14 protein-coding genes are annotated in these 19,057 nt (G+C 46.8%); 7 read left to right on the plus strand and 7 right to left on the minus strand.

The genetic code is table 11. The features are described from left to right. The first annotated feature begins 40 nt into the window (after positions 1-40). Positions 41-1,276 (plus strand): FISUMP domain-containing protein, encoded by a 1,236-nt coding sequence (locus IKG78_RS02025; protein ID WP_290938628.1) that lies wholly within the window; start codon positions 41-43, stop codon positions 1,274-1,276. Positions 1,277-1,380: 104 nt separating this feature from the next. Here IKG78_RS02025 and IKG78_RS02030 read toward each other — a convergent pair whose 3' ends face one another. From IKG78_RS02030 to IKG78_RS02055, 6 genes are all read right to left on the minus strand, one after another. Beyond that, on the minus strand, positions 1,381-2,457 hold the full coding sequence (locus tag IKG78_RS02030) for a TIGR04133 family radical SAM/SPASM protein (RefSeq protein ID WP_290938630.1): 1,077 nt from the start codon (positions 2,455-2,457) through the stop codon (positions 1,381-1,383). A 155-nt stretch (positions 2,458-2,612) separates the two neighbouring features. Continuing rightward, positions 2,613-2,969, minus strand: coding sequence for a hypothetical protein (locus tag IKG78_RS02035; protein ID WP_290938632.1), 357 nt, complete (start codon positions 2,967-2,969; stop codon positions 2,613-2,615). 94 nt (positions 2,970-3,063) lie between these two features. After that, positions 3,064-3,759: a hypothetical protein gene (locus tag IKG78_RS02040; protein ID WP_290938634.1), complete on the minus strand. Its 696-nt coding sequence runs from the start codon at positions 3,757-3,759 to the stop codon at positions 3,064-3,066. 55 nt (positions 3,760-3,814) lie between these two features. Next, on the minus strand, positions 3,815-5,050 hold the full coding sequence (locus IKG78_RS02045; protein ID WP_290938636.1) for a hypothetical protein: 1,236 nt from the start codon (positions 5,048-5,050) through the stop codon (positions 3,815-3,817). Between the two features lie 90 nt (positions 5,051-5,140). Continuing rightward, positions 5,141-5,461, minus strand: coding sequence for a hypothetical protein (locus IKG78_RS02050; RefSeq protein ID WP_290938638.1), 321 nt, complete (start codon positions 5,459-5,461; stop codon positions 5,141-5,143). Positions 5,462-5,663: 202 nt separating this feature from the next. Then, positions 5,664-7,136, minus strand: a complete 1,473-nt coding sequence (locus tag IKG78_RS02055; RefSeq protein WP_290938640.1) for a hypothetical protein — start codon at positions 7,134-7,136, stop codon at positions 5,664-5,666. Between the two features lie 309 nt (positions 7,137-7,445). On the opposite strand from IKG78_RS02055, the gene IKG78_RS02060 reads away from it, so the two are divergent. The 6 genes from IKG78_RS02060 to IKG78_RS02085 all read left to right on the plus strand — a co-directional run bounded on the left by IKG78_RS02060 (position 7,446) and on the right by IKG78_RS02085 (position 18,136). Then, the gene (locus tag IKG78_RS02060) at positions 7,446-10,868 is read left to right on the plus strand and encodes an MFS transporter (RefSeq protein WP_290938642.1); all 3,423 of its coding nucleotides are present in this window, start codon (positions 7,446-7,448) and stop codon (positions 10,866-10,868) included. A gap of 18 nt (positions 10,869-10,886) precedes the next feature. Further along, positions 10,887-13,427, plus strand: a complete 2,541-nt coding sequence (locus IKG78_RS02065; RefSeq protein WP_290938644.1) for an NPCBM/NEW2 domain-containing protein — start codon at positions 10,887-10,889, stop codon at positions 13,425-13,427. Continuing rightward, positions 13,424-14,611: a glycosyltransferase gene (locus IKG78_RS02070; RefSeq protein ID WP_290938646.1), complete on the plus strand. Its 1,188-nt coding sequence runs from the start codon at positions 13,424-13,426 to the stop codon at positions 14,609-14,611. The genes IKG78_RS02065 and IKG78_RS02070 overlap by 4 nt, the downstream gene beginning before the upstream one ends. A 2-nt stretch (positions 14,612-14,613) precedes the next feature. Next, positions 14,614-15,300, plus strand: a complete 687-nt coding sequence (locus IKG78_RS02075; protein ID WP_290938648.1) for a hypothetical protein — start codon at positions 14,614-14,616, stop codon at positions 15,298-15,300. A gap of 304 nt (positions 15,301-15,604) precedes the next feature. Then, entirely contained in the window at positions 15,605-16,414 is an 810-nt protein-coding gene (locus IKG78_RS02080) for a tyrosine-protein phosphatase (RefSeq protein ID WP_290938650.1), read from the plus strand. Between the two features lie 750 nt (positions 16,415-17,164). Further along, on the plus strand, positions 17,165-18,136 hold the full coding sequence (locus IKG78_RS02085) for an SUMF1/EgtB/PvdO family nonheme iron enzyme (protein ID WP_290938652.1): 972 nt from the start codon (positions 17,165-17,167) through the stop codon (positions 18,134-18,136). A 93-nt stretch (positions 18,137-18,229) separates the two neighbouring features. Here IKG78_RS02085 and IKG78_RS02090 read toward each other — a convergent pair. After that, the coding region (locus IKG78_RS02090; protein WP_290938654.1) for a phosphoribosylaminoimidazolesuccinocarboxamide synthase at positions 18,230-19,057 on the minus strand (828 nt) is incomplete at its 5' end.

Genomic DNA, 19,057 nt, shown 5'->3' on the forward strand with positions numbered 1-19,057 from the left:
ATTGTAGGCTTTGTTTGTTAGGTTTTTATGGAGGTTTTGTATGAATTTTGGCATGCTGCGGGAATTCTCCAAGAGCCATCTTGAAGTGCCGTCATTCTGTCATCCTGGAGCGTCCCGGAACAAGTCCGGGATAAACTCTAGTGCGATAGGATCCATTCTTCTTGTCATAACATTATGCCTTGTCGCCTGCGGCGACGATAGCGGAACTTCCGTAAATGATTTGTCATCCTCTTCTTTTGTCATCCCGGCCGGAGCCTGCCCTGAGTGTGCCGAACGGGTTCCGGGATCGGTATCCAGTTCTAGCAAAAAAGAGTCCTCCAGCAGCCGTGTGAATTCCGTTGGCTCTTCAAGTGTTGGCAAGTCCTCATCGTCAAGCGTTGTCAAGAAATCATCGAGTTCGTCAAGCAAGGTGTTTACATGTTCGGTGGAAGGGGAGCTTGTTGAACGTAAGAATAAAACAACGGGAGAATATGAATGGTATATATGTAAGGATGGTATTTCCGTTTTGTACTATTTCTCTAGTTCCTCCCAAAAGGTTTTGACGTTCAAGGAACGGTTTCCGAAGGACAGCGTCTTTAATGATGAAATTGAATACGGGACGTTCAAGGATTCTCGTGATGGTCAGGAATATAAGACTGTTGTTATAAAATCGAAATATGAGCAATTTGAAGTTTTCGCACAAAATTTGAACTACGGTACGCAAATAAAACTAGGAACAACGGAATTTGACGACAAAAAGGTAGAAAAGTATTGCTATGACGATGACCCGTGGTATTGCGAAAATTACTTTGGCGGCATGTACAGTTGGAGCGAAACGATGGGACTCCCCAAAGCTTGTGACAGCGTGTGGACGGGAACTACGCCAGAATGCCCAGATTCTGTAGCGACTGGTGTCGTTTATGATTCTGATTGGAATTATCTTCAGGTTAGGGGCGTCTGCCCAGAAGGTTGGCACGTGATGAACGGGTTTGAATGGCGTACGATGATTGGAGCTGATGAGTCTAATTGGAGAGTTTTGTCTGAAGTTGTTAGTGGTTCTAATGCGAGTGGTTTTTCGGCTCTGTTGACCGGTATGGGAAGCTGCGGTGGTTCGTCTGGTTGCAAATTTGGCGGTGTTCTTGAATATGGTGATTTTTGGCTGCCTAAAGAAACCGATAAAGAATTTGCGGGTGTTTGTGCCTTCAGAACTTTGGGGTGGTACTCGGAGCGTAATGCATCATTGAAAAAAAATGTCCTGCCGGTCCGTTGCGTAAAGGATTATAAAGAAGTTGATTGATAAAGTCCTGGCTATTCAAAAACAAAAACTCCCATTAATTTGGGAGTTTTTTTGTCGTTAGTCGCGTTTTTGCCAATCGTAAAAATTTTTGATTTTTTGAATCATCACGCTCCGGCATCTTCGAGACGCTGGACATGGCAATAGGCAAGCTCTTTCGTTTTCTCGTCTCTTAAGTGTAGGCTGGAACCTTCGCAGTAGCGCCAGTACTTGCATTTTTTGCAGTCACCGATTTTGGCCCAGCTGCGGTCGCGCATGACTTGGTAGCGGTTTTGCCACACATCCCACAAGTCGTCTTTGTAGATGTTGCCTTGGATGTAGTCACCGCGCAGGCTCGGGCATGCCGAGATGCTGCCGTCGCAAAGCACGGAACTGACGTTTACACCGGCTCGGCAGAAGAACGGGTAGTTGCGAGCGTCTTTTTCGTAACTGCCGAGGAACCCTTCGCAACCGTAGTTCACGTTGATGACGTTCAGCGATTTTACTTCGCGGATGAAGTCGAACACTTGGCGGAATTCTTGGTTCGTGAGCTGGAACAGCGGATTGTCCTTGGCGCGGCCCTTCGGGAACACCGTTGCAATGCGCCAGCGCTTCACGCCGATTTTCAGAAGCAAGTCCAAGATGCGGGGGAGTTCCTTCAAGTTCTCGCGGTTCACGCACGTCATCACGTCGAAGGTGAGTCCTTGCGTGTGGGCGGCCATGTCGATGGCTCGTACGGCGCGTTCAAAGCTATGCGGGTCGCCGCGGAAATGGTTGTGGTTCGCTTCGAGGCCGTCGAGGCTGATGGTGAGCGAACGCAGCCCTGCGTTCAGGAGTCGCGTGTAGCGTTCGGGAGTCATTGCAAGGCCGTTCGTGACCATGCCCCAGGGGTAGCCGCGTTTTTTGATTTCCTGTCCGCATTCTTCGAGGTCTGGGCGCATGAGCGGTTCGCCGCCGGTAATTACCACGATAAAGTGCTTCGGGTCGATGTGTGGGGCGAGTTTGTCGAGTACGCCCATGAAGTCTTCGCGGGGCATGTCGGGGATGGCGTCCTTGACGCAGTCGCTACCGCAGTGCAAACAGTGCAAATTGCAGCGGAGCGTGCATTCCCAGAAAAAATACGTGAGCGGGTGCGCCTTGATTTCGTTGTGGCGGTAAAGGCGGTAAGCTTCGAGAGCGAGTTTCTTTTTAAGAGAGAGTTGCATAGGCTTTAGGTGGTAGGGGATAGGTTGTAGGGGCTTGGGTAGTGATTAGTGGTTGGTGGTTAGTGGTTAGGATTGCGATAAGAACGTTCCTTTTACATTCCTATTTACGGCCCAAGGGCCTAACCACTTTCATTGACTATTGGCTAATAACTAAACTAATAACGGTTTTCCTCATAATAATTTTTTTCGAATTCCTTTTGGGTGTATTTGATTTCTTTGCCTTGTTTGTCGGTGCAATTTAGAGTGGTTTCATCTTCATATGCCCAACAAGAAACACCGTCTTCACAATGATAATATTTTTGGCATTTTGGAGGCGGTTGGTAGGTGCAGTTTTGACCGTTATCGTTCGGATGAAGGCCGTCTTCACAGTAATAGCCCGCAACTCCGTATTCAGGGCACCCTATAGTAAGTGAGCATGCTGTAGGCTCGTTGCTAGAAGACGAATTGTCGTTGCAACCACCCCAGAAAAAGGCGGTCAGGGCGAGTGCGATTTTTTCCCAGTGCTTGTACATAATTAGGTGGTAGGTTTTAGGTAATAGGTTTTAGGTGGTAGGGGTGTGGACCAATGACTAATGACCATTGACTAATAGATTTTGCTGTTGTAGTCTAGGGCTTGGCTGGACATGTGATTGTGTTGTAGTTACAACCTCCGACATTTTTTACAGTGTTTCCATTTTCATCTCTGAGCTTATAGTCATGACATTTCCTTGGTCCTTTTGTACAGTTTGCAGCTTTTTCAGAACCCGGAGTAGGGGCAAATATTTGTACATCTTTTGGGACTTTTTCACGTTCCTTAGGAACTTCGCTATATACAGAATGGTCTCGTAGATATTTATTTCCATCGTCGCATGATATAATATCAAAGGATTGTCCTTTGTCATTTAATGCGGTGTCGTTATAGCAGTTTATGAGTGGCTTGACTGCTTCGGTGTTGCTGCTCAAGTTGGTTTCCGCAAAACTGGAACTGGATTCATGATATGATTCGACTTCGGCATGAATGCGTTCGCTTTTTACATAGTATTTTGATTTGAATTCGTTTTCGGTGTAGATTGTCTTGTTGTCATGTTTATCGCGGCAGTCTAAAGTAATTATTTTGTTTTCCGTTTGTTGAAAACAGACGGTTTCATCTTCGCAATAGTAGGTGTTCGTACAGGATGGGTCGTCTGGACACCAGTTGTAGTCTAGATCGCATGCGACAAGTTCGTTGCCCGTTGAAGGGTTGTCGCTTGACGAATTATCGTTGCAACCGCTCCAGAATAGAGCGGCTATTGCAAGAAAAATTTTTTTCCAGTGCTTGTACATAATTAGGTGTTAGGTTTTAGGTAATAGGTTGTAGGGGAGTGGACCAATGACTAAACTAATAACTGCTTTTCTCATAATATTTCTTTTCGAATTCCTCTTGGGTGTATTTGAAATTTTCGCCTTGCTTGTTGCTGCAATTCAAATCGCGTTCGCCTTCAGTTCTTCGACAAGAGACTCCGTCATTGCAACTGTATTTGTAAGTGCATTTAGAATCAACGCCGTATTCGGGGCACATCGCGCTGATATCACATGCAATTTGTTCGATTTTTGAATATTCTATGCATTTGTCGATTCGTTTTTTTACCGATGTTTTGAGTGTGTCTAGTTTCTGTAGATAGCGCGGATTCACGATTGTTTCACCGTCGCAGGTTTGCTTTTTAGCAATAACATCTGTGGATGGATACAAATAAGTGTTTTCTACGCGGTCAAGACAAATAGAGTCTTTTTCGGCAAGGTTGTTTCCGAGTTCTTTCTTGGCGATGTCTAAAAGTTCTTTTTTGTCATCTTCCCACGCTTTATCGAAATCGGCTTCTGTGGTAAAATCGCTTTTTTGACAAAGCGGAGACGGAGGCGTGGCGCTGCTACTGGATTTCGGCTCCGAACTTGAACTGGATTGGTATTTTTCAGGAAACTTTGCTCTGTGTTCTTCTTTTGTATAGAGAATGTGATTGTCGTAATCGGTTGCTAATGTACTGGCTTCGTAGCTTTCGTTGTTTGAACAATTATATACCAACGTTCCAGGATCCATATGAACGCAGTTTGAATTTCTATTTGTATAATAAGAACGTGTTTGTGTCTCCCATTGTTTATTAGCCTTGATTATTTCTTCTTCGAGGGAATCTAGCTGTTCCAATGTCAATGTCTGGTTTTCTTCAAGTATTTTTTTGTGTTTTTCGATTTTTTCGAGAATGTTGTCTCTTGCATTATAAAAATCTTCAGAGTCGAGGCATTTGCCGCCATTGATATAGCTTGGTGTGCATGTGATGCTTGGGTCGCTTGCAAGTTTGTAGGCGTTAAGATTTAAACTACTGGAACTGGACGGATTTGCTTCGCTGGAGCTGGACTGCGTAATGCTGTTGGAACTCGGTGCGGATGCTTCGGAAGAACTGCTTGCGGCGGCATTTTCGCTAGAGCTTGCGATATTACTGTCGGAGCTTATGCCGGGGTCAACAGCGGATGACGTGTCCTGAGCTATTGTCGGGAGCGCGTTGTCGTTTTCGCTCGTGCAACTTGCCCAAAAGAGGGCTGTCGTCGTGAGCAAAAGTTTTTTCCAGTGCTTGCGGATGTTCATAATTAAAGTCGGAAGTCGGAAGTAGTCGGTAGGAAGTGGTTGGTGGTTAGGTATAAATTATATAAATGGAAGTAGAAAATGAATATTTTTCTAATGAATGCGTTCACTTTTTACATAGTATTTTGAATTGAATTCGTCTTCGGTATAGATAGTCTTGTTGTCCTGTTCATCGCGACAGTCAAAAGTTTTCGTCTTATCGACGGTTTCCAGGAAGCAAACGACCTTGTCATGGCAATAGTAGGTTTCTGTGCATGAGTAGGGCTTTGTGCATGAAGGGTCGTCGGGGCTCCACATATGATCCAATTCGCAGGCAATCGGTTCTTTGCTATTGCTTGAAGAATCGTCACTACAACCGCCCCAGATCAGGGCGGTCAGTACAAGTGTAATTATTTTCCAGTGCTTGTAGAACATAGAGGTGGTGATTAGTAAACAGTAGGCCGAAGGCCGTTGGTGGTTAGGAGTTAGGGGTTAGATTGAATTAAAAATGAAAGGTTAAAAATGAAAAATGAGAAAAATATTCTTAATTATTCATTCTTCATTTTTAATTTCTTTCGTCTAAAGTTTGTGGTTAGTAAACAGTGGTTGATGATGCTCCAGTCTCATCGCTCTAGGCTCACAGCTCACTGCTTGTACATTTTTCGATTCGTTGCTTGATTTCGTTCAACTTATCTTCGTAAATCTTTTGGCATTCTTCGTCAAGCGCGGGCTTGTTCTTTTCCCATTCCTCTTTCATTTTCAGATAGTCGAGGTATTCCTTTGTTGGGCGTGTTGTTCCGTCGCTGCAAACTTCATCTTTGGGGAGTGTGACAGGTGCTCCGTATAGAGCGACGAACATGTCGAGTTCTTGGCGCAAGTTTGCAAGGCACTGCGGAGTCGTTTGCATTGTTTTTTTGAGGCTATCAATTTGTGCAACTCCGGCTCGTTTTGCGCGTTCTTCGGCGTTCATCTTGGCGACGTCTGCCGAATAAGAGGGTACGTAGTACGAGATGAGTGAATCTCCGGGCGTGCATGTCACTTCGGCGGAACTGGAACTTTTGGGAGTGCCTTCACTAGAACTGGATATTGGCTGATTTGATTCTAGGCAATTATTTATTTTTTCTTCGAGCTTTTCTGTTTCTTTTTTGTAAACTTCGTTGTATTTTTCATCGTATTGAGGCTTTTTCTTTGCTTGTTCTTTGTCAAATTCTTGCTGTTCGAGATATTCTTTGGTGGGTATTGTCGTGCCGTCGCTACACTTGAAATCCTTTGGCATTGGATAGCCCCATTGTGCGCCATACACTGGTGCAAATTCGCTTTCGAGAGAGTTTTGGATGGTATCGAGGCATTTGGGAACATCTTTGTCTTTGAATTGTTCAATGACTATATCGCTGATTTTACGGGATGCATCCCGCTTGGCTTTAGAGGTGGCATTAGATATGGCTTTACTTTCGGTGTATTGTTCTGAACGATCATAGTAAAAAAACGAGGTCGGGTCGTTCATGCACGAAACCTGGCTGCTGGAGCTTTGTTCGGTGCTGCTGGAACTGGGCGGCTTGATGCCTGCGTTGTAATAGCGGGAGCGGAATTCGGCTTCGTTGAATTTGATTCCGTTGCAGTTGTAAGTCTTTTCGGTGACGATGACAACTCCGTAATCAGGGCAGACGACCGCTCCTTTAAGGTCGCCATCGTCGCTGGTGTAGCATGGTTCGGGGCCGACATCTTTGAGAACTTCAGTTTCTTTGCAGATCACACCATCATCGCAATAGAGCTTTGTTTCTGCGATTTCGCCGTTTGTTTTTACGCCTTTGCTGTCTTCGTAACAGGGGGTTGCTACAACGCCGTATGCGGGCGCTGGTAGTACGAAACTGCTGGAACTTTCGGCGGTACCGCTCGAAGAAACGGCTTCGCTACTAGAGGAGGACTGCACGGTCGCTTCGCTGGAGCTGGATTCTGGACTTGCCTCGCTGGAACTGATGGGTTGATTGCCGCATCCTTCGGGCGGGCATCCGTAAAGAGGAGGTTCTACTACAGTAGTGTTGTTGTTGCAGCTGGCCCAAAAAAATGCGGTCAATGCAAGCGATATCTTTTTCCAGTGTTTGTAAAACATTTTTTTACTCCTCCAAACAATTAACACAACCTTTACTTTAATATAAATAAAAGGCTTGTATAATTTGTAATCTTTTCTAGTAAAAAATTATCAAACTAATGTCTATTTTTGCAAAAAAAAATAACTTTCTAAGAGCCTCTGTATTATATAGCCTCATTACGGCGTAATAAGGATTATTGGATTCCCTGTATTCTGTGAGGGGCAAAAGAGGCCGTAAGGTGGTTATTTTTACATTACTATTTTTCGTTGCTTGATTTAAAGTATTAATTTTTTACTGTTATTATATAGGGATATATACAGGGATATTTCATGAAAAAGAACCAAGGTTTCTTCTCCTTCTATGGCCTCGCGTTTTCGCAGGTGGCTATTTCTACGATAATTTTTGGAACGATGGAACTGGTTTTTAGCCGCATGGGGTTCTCGGCGACTGGGTCTTGGCAATTTTACGTGTTGCATTTGCTTCTCTTGCTGCCTTGTATTTTGCTTTTGACCCCGGCGGGTTATTTTTCGGACAAGTATCCCAAGGAACGGATTTTATTATATACGACGCTTTTGTCTATACCGGTGCTTGGGCTTTTTTGTTTTGGAGTTTTTGAAAAAAGCGTTCCGCTGGTGCTTACATCGGTGGGGCTATTCTTTATTCTGCAGGCGTTCCAGTCTCCGGCGCGTGGCGGCTACCTCAAGGAACTGATGGGCGTGAGGAATCTCGCGTACGGTACGGGTATCCTCATGATTGTGAGCTTTAGCGCGTTCGTTTTGACGTTGCTTGGGCTTGCGTTTGCGAGTTATCATGGGGCGTGGTTGCCGGTGATTGCCGCTGTTGGCGTGTGGCAACTGCTTGGGATTGTTTTTGCAACGAGGCTTCCGGCCATTGGCTGCTTCGACAAGGATATGAAGTTCCCGTGGGAGCGTTACTGGAATTTGCTCTTTGCGCGTCGCAAGTTCTCGAAGGCGTGGAGCAATCGCGGTATTCGTCAGTCCATCATCGGGCTTTCGATGTTCTGGGTGTTGATATTCCTCATGCTCTTTGTGATTCAGGACCAGTTCAGTTCGGGGTCGCTTTTTGGTGTAGATGCTCTTGTCAATTACGCTATTTTGGGCGCTGCGATTGGCTTGATTGGTGGCTTTGCGTTTGCGATGCGCATGTCGAACAATTTTATCGAGACGGGGCTTGTGCCGATGGGGACGGCGGGTTCTGCGGTTTTGATTTTCTTGATTCCGTTTATCCCGAGGCCGTACAATGCGATAGCCTTTACTCTGCTCGGCTTTTGTGCGGGCATGTACATGCTCCCGATGTTTGCGTTACTGTTGTACAACTCAAAGCCGAGGTCTGCGGGTCATGTGCTTGCGGTGAACAATGCGGTGCAGAACATTTGCGTGATTGCGTTTGACGTGCTTGCGATTTTGTCGATGCGTTTGCTCGGACTCGACCGCATGGACCTTTTCTTTTTGCTGGGCGTTTTCTGCACGGGGGCGACAATTTGGGCGTTGTGGATTATGCCGCAGTCTTTGCTCCGTCAACTGCTCCGCACGACGCTTTCGCTTCACTACAAGTTTATCGTAAACGGTCTCAAAAATTTGCCGTGGGAAGGTCCTGTATTCTTGGTCAGTAACCATATTTCTTACATCGACTGGGCGCTTATCCAGATGGCAAGCCCGCGTCCGCTCCGCTTTGTGCTGAGCCGTCGTTCGTACGAAAAATGGTACGTGCGTCTGATTCTTTCGCAGATGAACGTTATTGACCTGGATTTGGCTCACCCCGAAAAGGCGATGGCGGAGGCTCATGAATCGCTGTTGCGTGGCGAGGCTGTGGTGGTGTTCCCCGAGAATGCTCTTTCGCCGACGGGCAATGTGACGCGTTTCCGCATGGATTACAGTTCAGCCATCAAGGATGTGCCAAACCTCGTGCAGTTGCCGCTTTATGTGCAAGGCTTGTGGGGAAGTTCTTATTCCATGGCGAGTGCCGGTTACCAGGACACGGTGCACAGCGGGGGACGTATTGTCTCGGTTGCGTTCGGAAAGCCAATGCCGATCGATTGTGGCCATGTGCAGATGATGCGTTCTATTCAGGAACTCTCGATTACGGCGTGGGAAGCTTACATCCGCAGGTTGCGTCCGGTGGCGAACAGCTGGATTCGAGCTGCAAAGCGTCGGAAGAGTTCGCCGGTGGTGTTCAGCCCGGACGGAAAGCATTTTTCGGGCTATTCGCTTGCGACTGCGGCTCTTACGTTTGCGAATATTTTTGATAAGCTCCTTGGCAAGGATGAAAAGTGCGTGGGCATCTTGATTCCGCCGTCAGGGCCTGGAATTTTTACGAACTTGGCCATGCTCATCAAGGCGAAAACGGTTTGCAACTTGAATTATTCCAGCACGCCGGAGACGATGGATTTCTGCTGCAAGGTGGCGGGGGTCAAGACGATTGTGACCGCCCATGCGTTTGTAGATAAGCTAAAACAGAAAGGCGTTGACCTTGAAGGGAAGCTCCTCTGCAATTATAAAGTTTATTACATGGAAGATTTGGGCAAGCAGTACGTGAAAAAGCCTACGCTTATACTGAACTTCTTGCGCGTGATGTTTTTGCCGGTTTGGTATCTCGAAGCACGGTTCTTCAAGAAGGTGAGCATTGACGATGTGGCGACGATTATTTTCAGTTCCGGTTCCGAAGGGACGCCGAAGGGAGTTGAACTCACGCATTTCAACTTGATGGGCAACATCAAACAGTGCGCAAGCGTGATAAACGTGGGTCCCGAAGATGTGTTCCTTGGGCTTTTGCCGATGTTCCATGCGTTCGGTTTTTCGATTACGACAATGCTTTGCATGGTGGAAGGCATTCCTGTGGCGACATGCCCCGACCCGACCGACATCCGCTTGATTGGCCGCATGGCGGCGGAATTCAAGGTGACGATTATGGTCGCGACGGGGACGTTCCTGCGTATGTGGGGCACGAGCCGCTATATCCATCCGTTGATGTTCGAACATGTGCGCTGCATTTTTGCGGGTGCCGAAAAAATACGCGAAGACATTCGCAATTTGTATAGAACAAAGTTCAAGCTTGAAATTTTCGAAGGCTTTGGTTGTACTGAAACGACCCCGGTTGCTTCTGTCAATACGAAGGACTTCTTGCTCGACGATTTCAAGACGGTCGTGGTAGGCAACAAGCCGGGGACTGTGGGCGTGCCGATGCCGGGGTGCCAGTTCCGCATCGTGGATCCTGAAACGATGGAAGAACTCCCGCTGGGGACGGACGGCTTGATTTTGATTGGCGGTGCGCAAATCATGAAGGGTTATTTGAACGACCCCGAACGCACAGCGAACGCGATTGCCTTGATTGATGGCCGCCGTTGGTACAAGACGGGCGACAAGGGCCATATCGACGAGGACGGATTCTTGACGATTGTCGATCGCTATAGCCGTTTTGCAAAGCTCGGTGGCGAAATGGTGAGTCTCGGTGCCGTCGATTTCAAGATTTCGGAAAGCCCTTTGTTCGAAGAAATCGACCATATTGCAGTGCCTGTTCCCGATGGAACGAAGGGCGAAAAGATTGTGCTCCTTTATTCGGGCGACAAGACCGAAGACGAAATCAAGACGATGCTTCGTCAAATTGGACTCCCGCCTTTGATGGTTCCCGGCGCTGTTCTCAAGATGGAAGAACTCCCGAAACTCGGTTCGGGTAAATTTGACGTACAAACTGGCAAAAAAATTGCGAGAGAACGCCTTGGAATAAGTGCATAATGTTATATTTAATGCACTATGAAAAAAGATACGCTAGGAAGGGTCGAGGTAAAGCGCAAGTCTTTGCGTCAGACTTTTATTGAATGGAAGGATTCTCTTCACTGGGATAAGCCTCAGAATATTATGTTGGTGGTGACAGCCGTTGTGCTCGTTTCCGCTTTTGTCATCTTTAATAATCTTTCGGTCTCCTATGCTCGCCATTGGGATATCGAGTGGGGTTATTATTCCATCCTCCTCACGTTTTTGCTGCTTGTGGCGGGAGTCGTTGTCAATATCCCGTTTGTCGCAAAACATATTCGAGGGTTCTTGCCTAGCGGAAAAGGTTTTTGCGGACTCGCTTTGTTGCTTATCGTGTTCTCGGCGTTCATCTTCGCGAACATTGGCAATACGCACCGCGTCTTGAGTGACGAGACGAGCTGGGAGTCCATGGGACTCCAGATGTATTTCCAGCATACGGGCGGTGTCTGTAACGAGGGCATCTGGACGGATGGCGTTCTGGATTGCAAGACCGAGGTGAACAACTTCAAGGGCAAGGCTCTCGGCTTTGTCTATTCGCTGGCGTTCAATTTCATGGCGCCGAATCGCGATACGGCGTTGTTGGTGAACTACCCGTTCTACATCTTGAGCTTGATTGCGTTCTTCCTTGCGCTTTGCAAGTGGTTCAAGAGTGATAAGCTTGCGCTTGCGGCGACGGCGTTCTTGGGCGGCATGCCGATTTACCTGTTGCAGTCGCGGTCGGCATCGACAGAAGTCCTTTACATTCTCTTGCTTGCGGTGCTCATGGCGTGGTACGCTTTTGTGCCGACGAACAAGGTCACGTGGAAACATTTCCTCTTTACGGTTCCTCTGCTCGGATTCTTTGCGCAAACTCGCCAAGAGACCGTGTTTGCGTTTATCCCGTTCGCTCTTTACTATTACCGTTACTTCCTCGAAAAGCCGTACCGCTTGCCTGCGTTTGTCGCTTCCGTGATTGCGGTGAGCTGGCCATCCATCAATACGATGGCGGCGTATCGCGGTTATGATTTCCAGGGCGGAACGCATGCGGCTCATTCGCTGGAGAACTTCTGGTTCAACCTCAAGACGAACATCGAAGTCATGATGAACCTCAAGCAGGATTCGGCTTTTGGCGGTATCATGGAAAATCCGTTCTACACGACGTTTACCGTGATTTTGCTTTTGGCGACGGTGTGGCTCTTGTTCCGCATGATTTACTCACGCCGCTACGTTCGCGGATTCATCTTGGGCATCACGTTCTGCATGCAGATTTTCGTGATTCTCTTGAATGTGTCGGGCACGTTTACGATTGATATCAACCAGCGTTATGTGCTGGTCGCGCTCCCGCTCTTTGCGCTTTTGATGGCGCTCGGCCTTTACGATGCTCTCCTTTTCACGACGAAGATGAAGGACGATGCCGCCGCAAAGATTGTAGCGGGTGTTGCTTGCCTTTTGTCGGTCGGGTTGATGCTTTATCATGCTCCGAGCTATAAGGCGAACATGCTCTATTACAAGAACAAACTTCTGGCGGAAGAAGATTTCTTGAATACGGAACTCGCGAAGTATCCGAAAAATTCCGTGTTTATATACGCAAGGCCTTGGCAGATGCTCGCTTCGGGCCACACCTCGTTTAGCGAAAGTACTTTCAAGAACTGGAACACCGAGACGTTTGTGGAATGGATGCAAAAGTCCAATGGGAATATTTATCTTGTCCGTGGTCAGGATGGCTATGGAACGGTCAACCGTGCAAGCCGTGTGGTGGGCTTCAAAACAACGGATCAGATTGATGATATTCTCAGCAATTACAAGAATGAACGTGTGTTGATGAACGCTCGTGATTTCGGTTATGGGCTTGCCATTTACAAGATCATTTCGAAGAAGGGTGTTTCGCATTACGCACAGAACTTCATGGTGTCTGAGGAATCGAACGGGATGATTGTCGTGAACAAGCGCTTCCCGGAATCGATTGCTTGCGGCTACAAGCTAAACGACAAGGAACAGGCTGAAATGCTTGTGTCGAATAATGCCGATACGTTGCTCTTGGATTCCGCGAAGATTCGTGCGGGTATGAACCGCGTCGTGTTGAGCTGCTACATGCCGGATGAAGATACGCTCGTGACGTACAGGGATTTCTTTATTGAAGGCGATAACGTGGCACTTCTTTCTAACCTCAAGATGGAAAAGTTCTTCCAGGAATGGGGCGAACCGCAAAAGAATACGTCGGTCGATCATAACAAGCTCACATTGGACGGCGAACCGTTCCGTTACGGCATCGGAAGCCACGCGAATTCAGGAATTGAATATTCGCTTCCGCGCAGCTTCGATTGGCTGAATGTGGTTGTCGGGCTTGACGATGAAAGTGCCTGCGGCGATGGTGCTTATTTTGCCGTCGAAGCGGATGGCCGAGAAATTTACCGTTCCAAGAAGCTTTATACGACAGATAAGGAACGTTTAAGGTTGAATATCAAGGGCGCACGGTCCATCAATTTACGTGTGTTGATGGGCGATAATAAAGACTGTGACCATGGTGACTGGGCCGATGCCTGGCTAGAGGCTGAAAAATGAAGGTCCTTGTAGCTCCACTGGATTGGGGGCTTGGACATGCAACGCGTTGCGTGCCCGTTATCCGCGAGTTCTTGCGGGCGGGTGCCGAAGTGGAACTTGCTGTCGTGAAGGCGAATGCGAGTTTCTATCGCGAGTTGTTCCCAGATCTCCGCCAGCGAATTGCTCCGAGCTACAATATAATTTATCCAAAACATGGCTACAACATGGCCTTGTGGCTGCTCAAGAACAGCATGCATTTGAATGCCGTGATGCGTTATGAACATCATTTTGCCGAAGAAATGGTCGCTCGTCACGGTTACGATATGCTGTTTTCGGACAACCGCTTTGCGTTTTATTCTAAAAAAGCTTTCAATATTTACATGACGCACCAGCGGCGTATTGCTTTCCCGCGGGTCTTTGCTGCATTTGAAAGCGTCGGAATCTTGTGGCATGCGAATGTGATGCGTAAATTCGACGAGGTCTGGGTGCCGGATTTGGAGTTTTTCCCAGGCTATGCGGGCGTCCTTTCGCATTCGGGGGCGACTCCTGGCGATAATAAGCCGATTCGTTATGTGGGAACATTGTCGCGTTTTTCGGAATGCACTGTTCCAACGCCTCCTTTGAATATTGACGAAGACAACGTCGATTTGATGAGTGTCTCTGAATTTATGGCGCGTTCTGCAAGTGCCGAGTGGGATGTTTCGGAAAAGAATGGCCGGTATAAAATCGTGGCTATCGTGTCTGGCGTAGAACCTGCTCGGATGCAGTTTGAAGCCCAGTTGCGGCATGCTCTCATGGAAATTCCTGGGCGTCATTTGATGATTCTTGGAAAACCTTCGGTGGAACGCAAAAGTTGGATTGAAGGAAATATTGAATTCCATACGCATCTCGATAACAATGCGTTTGCGGATGTCGTAAAACGGGCGGATTACGTGGTGAGCCGCGGCGGCTACAGTACCGTGATGGATATGGTGGAGCTTGGGGCTAAATGTATTTTTGTGCCGACTCCTGGACAGTTCGAGCAGATTGTCCTTGCACATGATTTGTCGAAAGCGGGTGTTGCCGTTGATATTCCAGCCGATAAGCTGTCTGCGGATTCGCTCACTAAAGCTTTTGATTCTTGTGTCAGAATGCCCAAAATCGAAACACGAAATTTACTCCGTTTCGCTGTTGAAAAAGTTGTTCAAAAAATTGAAGAGAAATGAATATGAACCAGTTTGTTCTTGCTTTCCCGCTTTCTGTTGCAGTCGATGAACCGTTTGCGATTACTGAAAATGTTCAAGTGCTTGCCGATACAAAAACATTGATGATTCCCGGTTGCAGTGTGCAATTCAATGTTGTCCGTCAAGATGCATCTGCGGACCTTTTAAGTATTTTCAGGGAGCATTGCGATTTGACCGAAGACGAAGAAAAAGCTTTGTTTGCTCATCGGTCGCTCCTGTTCTTGCTTGGAAACGTGAAGAGCATGGAAGACGTTCGCATGGTGAATGTCGCTATTTCTAAAATGTTTGATGCCAAGGCTCTTGGCGTTTATATGCAACAATCCGGTACATCTTGGACGCCCGACGCATTTTACGATTTGTTGGGGGCTGGCGAGTATCCGATGGATCCGTGGATTGACATCATCAATTCAGGGGAGACGCTCTATACGCTTGGACTTGCGACGTTCGCCTTGCCGGACTTGTGCATTTCGACTTCTATCGAGGACCCGGAAGAAGCTTTGCTGATGGTCGCCGATAGCTTGTTCGGTGACGGTATCCCAGCAAAATCGGGGAGTGTCGTTGATTTTGGGGATGACGAAACCTACGTGCTCCGTCAGGAAACGAAGACGTTCTTTGCAAAAGAGGACCCCGAATACAACAAGCAGGGCGTTCTGAGAATTGTGAAGAAGTGAATAGGTTTTTAGGTAATAGGGGTTAGGTTTTAGGAGTTTGTAATTAGGGTTTAAGGCACTTCGACAAAGCTATCGTCTGAATATTTGATATCGGTACAGTCATCCTGGAGCCTGTCATCCTCGAAGCCGTCATTCTCGACCGAAGGGAGGGAAACCATTATTTCTTGTTTTACACTTGCGGAGGGGAACCATTATTTCTTGGATTGCATTTGGCGATAGGATCCATAATTTTCTGAATAGCGCTTGCGTAGAAAAACATTATATTATAATCTGTAACCTATCACCTAAAACCTATAACCTACTTATGCCCAACGTTTTGAAATTTGAATGCATTGATAATGCACGACAGCTCGGCGGGATTCCGGCGGGTGGTTCTCGTGTCAAGCACAATTTGCTTTTCCGCAGTGGCAACTTGTCTAAGGCGACTGAACATGATTTGCTCCGCTTGCGTGACGATTTTGGCGTTCGTTTAGTGATTGACTTGCGCTCAGACTTTGAGTACATGCAAAAGCCGGACAAACTTCTCGATGGGATGGATTCGGCGTTGATTCCCATTTTGGACGAATCCATGCATGGCGATGCGTTTAACAAGGATCAGGTGGTGCCTGCAACGGGCGTCGATTTTATGGAATTTCTTTTTGGCATTGCCCGCCATCCGATTGCCGGAACGCTGAAGGATAAACTCTACAATTATTTTGCAGATAGCGATTATGCGAGCAAGCAGTACGCGAAAGTCTTTGAAATGATTCTCGCTCAAAAAGGTGCTCCGGTGCTATGGCACTGTACTTCGGGCAAGGACCGCTGCGGCTTTTGCTCAGCGTTGATGCTAGCTGCCCTTGGGGCCGATGACGACGCTATTCTAGACGATTATACGGAATCCGAAAATTCGTACCGCAAGCCGCTTGAAGCGATGACCGCCAAAGGTCGTGCTTCGGGAATGACGGATGAGCAACTCGATATTTTGCATTTCTTGGTGAGCGTCAAACGCGAGTATCTCGAAATCCCGCTCAAACGAATTAATGCGGAATACGGTTCGCTGTTGAACTTCATCACGCAGCGGATGCATGTGCCTTCCGCTACCATTGATGCGTTGCGAGAATACTACCTGGAGTAGTTTCTATTCTCGCACGTTGTTCAAATGCGTGTTTATGCGATTGCTAAACATTTCAACCTCGTTTGAGCAAGTGCATGCCTAGTTCGTACCGAAAAAAACTTGTTTTGCTTGATTTTGGGAGTCTTGCGATGGCTTTTTCGCAAAAAAGTGTTACTAAAATCTTGAAAAAAGTCTTTTTGGTATCAAAAAATTTAAACAAATTAAGTGAATTTAGGGCTGTTGCGTGATTTTCGAGATATTGTGTGTTACCAAAAGCGAAAAAATTGCAAGTTTGGTATCAAAAAATCGGCGGATTCCTGTAGAATGGTGTAGATAAAGTAAAAATTATGATACCAAAATTAAAAAATTGTGCGATTTGGTATCAAAAATTCGCAAAAAAGTGGTTGATGGGCCTTTGCTTTGTGTATTTTTGTCCATATAAATACCCACTTGGATTGAGCTTGGATGAATTGTTTCAAAACAGTGTTGTGTGCTTTGAGCGTCTTTTGCATGGCATGTTCTGATGACATCAGAACTGTTGAATTTAGTTGCAATTCATTAGGTGACGAAATCTGGCTCGAAGTCGAAAAAAACGAAACTGTCAAAATTTGCATGGACTCAAAAGTTCTTGCATGGCAAACCTCGCTAAAATCAAAAGCTCTCAATGATTCTTGTTTGCAAATTCAGGCTCCGACGCTTATTGGGACCAGTACCATTAGCGTGAAATTTCACGACTCCGGCATTTCGCATAAAATCAATTTAGTAGTCGGTATGAAGTTTCTTGATTTCAAGAACGAAGAAGTGCTTTTAGGATTTGACAAAAAAGATCCTAAAAGGCTCGCATACATAACGGGATTGTTTCTAGTAGATAAATATCCTGTAACAAACTGCGAATTTACGCAACTGATGTGGGACAGTATTCCGGCACAGACTTCTTTTAAATCAAAGCCTTTACAAGAAATTCATGCGGGATGGTTGTCCAGAAAAAGAAATGACTTGCCTAAAGAGAAATGCGACGTCCATGACTCTGCCGCAAATACGGTATTCTTGTATCAGGCCATGGAATACGCAAATGCACGAAGTATTCGCGAAGGACTTAAACCATATTACCTCTTTTCAGAATCAAACGAAGATGAGCAACGCATTATATCAAAGGGTAAATATGTTATCGGATATTTTGATTTTACAAATCACGACAAGGAATTTATTCAAGTAACAGTTGATTCGACATCTGATGGTTATAGGCTTCCCTATTATGACGAATGGATGATGTTTGCTCGTGGCGGAGACAGAAAAAATGCACCATGGAGTAATTATCCAGCAGATGAAAAACTAAAACATGTACTCAAGTACGCCTTATTCGGTACGAGTAAAGACCTCTACGATTCAAGTCCTGTGGGTCAATTGTTGCCTAACGGCTATGGTTTATATGACATATTTGGCTTAGTTTGGGAGCATGTTCTTTTTGAAGACAGAAATCCATTCAAAATTCTAAAAAATCGTCCATCTTGTTTAAAAGGTGGTGACAACACGGTTTTATTAAATAAAGATGAAAACAATATTTTTCATGCGACAATTCCCGAATGGAAAGATATAGATTACGGGTATTTCAAGTCGAATTACAATGGTGGAGTGGCGGCCGGTTTCCGCCTCGTCCGCAACATCGGCAATAATGTTGTGTGGAAAGTAACGGAACCTCAAAAAGTTCGTGTTCCTAGAAATTATGAAATCTTGGAATGGTAACGGTTTCTCAACATGACGCAAAAAACGCAGACCAAATGGTCTGCGCGTTTTCAATATCACAATCTTGTTTATGCGATAGAGCCGAGCGGTCTTTTATAATTCAGGCTGCTTGCCGGTGAGGCGCACGAAGATTTCTTCGTACTTGGCGAGCGTGTTCTTCACGACTTCAGGCGGAATTTCCGGACCCGGGTAGGTCTTGCCCCAGTCGAGAGTTTCGAGCCAGTCACGAACGTACTGCTTGTCGAAGCTTTCCTGGTTCTTGCCCACCTGGTACTTGTCTGCCGGCCAGTAACGGCTGGAGTCCGGAGTCAGCACTTCGTCGATGAGAATGGTTTCGCCGTCGATTTCACCGAATTCGAACTTGGTGTCGGCAAGGATGATGCCCTTGCTTGCGGCGTAGTCGCGGGCCTTCGTGTAGATGTCCAAAGACATGTCGCGGAGAGTCGTTGCGACCTTTTCGCCAACGATGTCGAAAGTCTGTTCGAAGCTGATGTTTTCGTCGTGGCCAACGTCGGGCTTGGTGCTCGGCGTGTAGAGCGGCTTTTCGAGCTTCTGGCAGAGTTGCAGGCCTTCCGGGAGAACGTGACCGCAAATCTTGCCGGTCTTCTGGTAGTCCTTCCAGCCGGAACCCACGATGTAACCGCGCACGATGCATTCCACGGAATGGCGGTGGGCCTTTTTCACGATCATGGAGCGGCCACGGAGGTAGTCGGCGTGCTTCTTGAGCACGGCCGGGTATTCGTTCACGTCGGCGGTGATGAGGTGGTTCTTCATGCCGAGGTGCTGGAACCAGAACAGCGAAAGCTGGTTGAGGATTTTGCCCTTACCAGGAATCGGGGTGGGGAGCACCACGTCAAAAGCGGAAAGACGGTCGCTGGCGACCATCAGGAAGCTGTCGCCCAGGTCGTACATGTCGCGTAC

Source organism: Fibrobacter sp. (assembly GCF_017545445.1).
Lineage (GTDB): Bacteria > Fibrobacterota > Fibrobacteria > Fibrobacterales > Fibrobacteraceae > Fibrobacter.

Coding starts and splice junctions, on each gene's coding strand:
- IKG78_RS02025 (WP_290938628.1), top strand. CDS start 41: ATGAATTTTGGCATGCTGCGGGAATTCTCCAAGAGCCATCTTGAAGTG.
- IKG78_RS02030 (WP_290938630.1), bottom strand. CDS start 2,457: ATGCAACTCTCTCTTAAAAAGAAACTCGCTCTCGAAGCTTACCGCCTT.
- IKG78_RS02035 (WP_290938632.1), bottom strand. CDS start 2,969: ATGTACAAGCACTGGGAAAAAATCGCACTCGCCCTGACCGCCTTTTTC.
- IKG78_RS02040 (WP_290938634.1), bottom strand. CDS start 3,759: ATGTACAAGCACTGGAAAAAAATTTTTCTTGCAATAGCCGCTCTATTC.
- IKG78_RS02045 (WP_290938636.1), bottom strand. CDS start 5,050: ATGAACATCCGCAAGCACTGGAAAAAACTTTTGCTCACGACGACAGCC.
- IKG78_RS02050 (WP_290938638.1), bottom strand. CDS start 5,461: ATGTTCTACAAGCACTGGAAAATAATTACACTTGTACTGACCGCCCTG.
- IKG78_RS02055 (WP_290938640.1), bottom strand. CDS start 7,136: ATGTTTTACAAACACTGGAAAAAGATATCGCTTGCATTGACCGCATTT.
- IKG78_RS02060 (WP_290938642.1), top strand. CDS start 7,446: ATGAAAAAGAACCAAGGTTTCTTCTCCTTCTATGGCCTCGCGTTTTCG.
- IKG78_RS02065 (WP_290938644.1), top strand. CDS start 10,887: ATGAAAAAAGATACGCTAGGAAGGGTCGAGGTAAAGCGCAAGTCTTTG.
- IKG78_RS02070 (WP_290938646.1), top strand. CDS start 13,424: ATGAAGGTCCTTGTAGCTCCACTGGATTGGGGGCTTGGACATGCAACG.
- IKG78_RS02075 (WP_290938648.1), top strand. CDS start 14,614: ATGAACCAGTTTGTTCTTGCTTTCCCGCTTTCTGTTGCAGTCGATGAA.
- IKG78_RS02080 (WP_290938650.1), top strand. CDS start 15,605: ATGCCCAACGTTTTGAAATTTGAATGCATTGATAATGCACGACAGCTC.
- IKG78_RS02085 (WP_290938652.1), top strand. CDS start 17,165: ATGAAGTTTCTTGATTTCAAGAACGAAGAAGTGCTTTTAGGATTTGAC.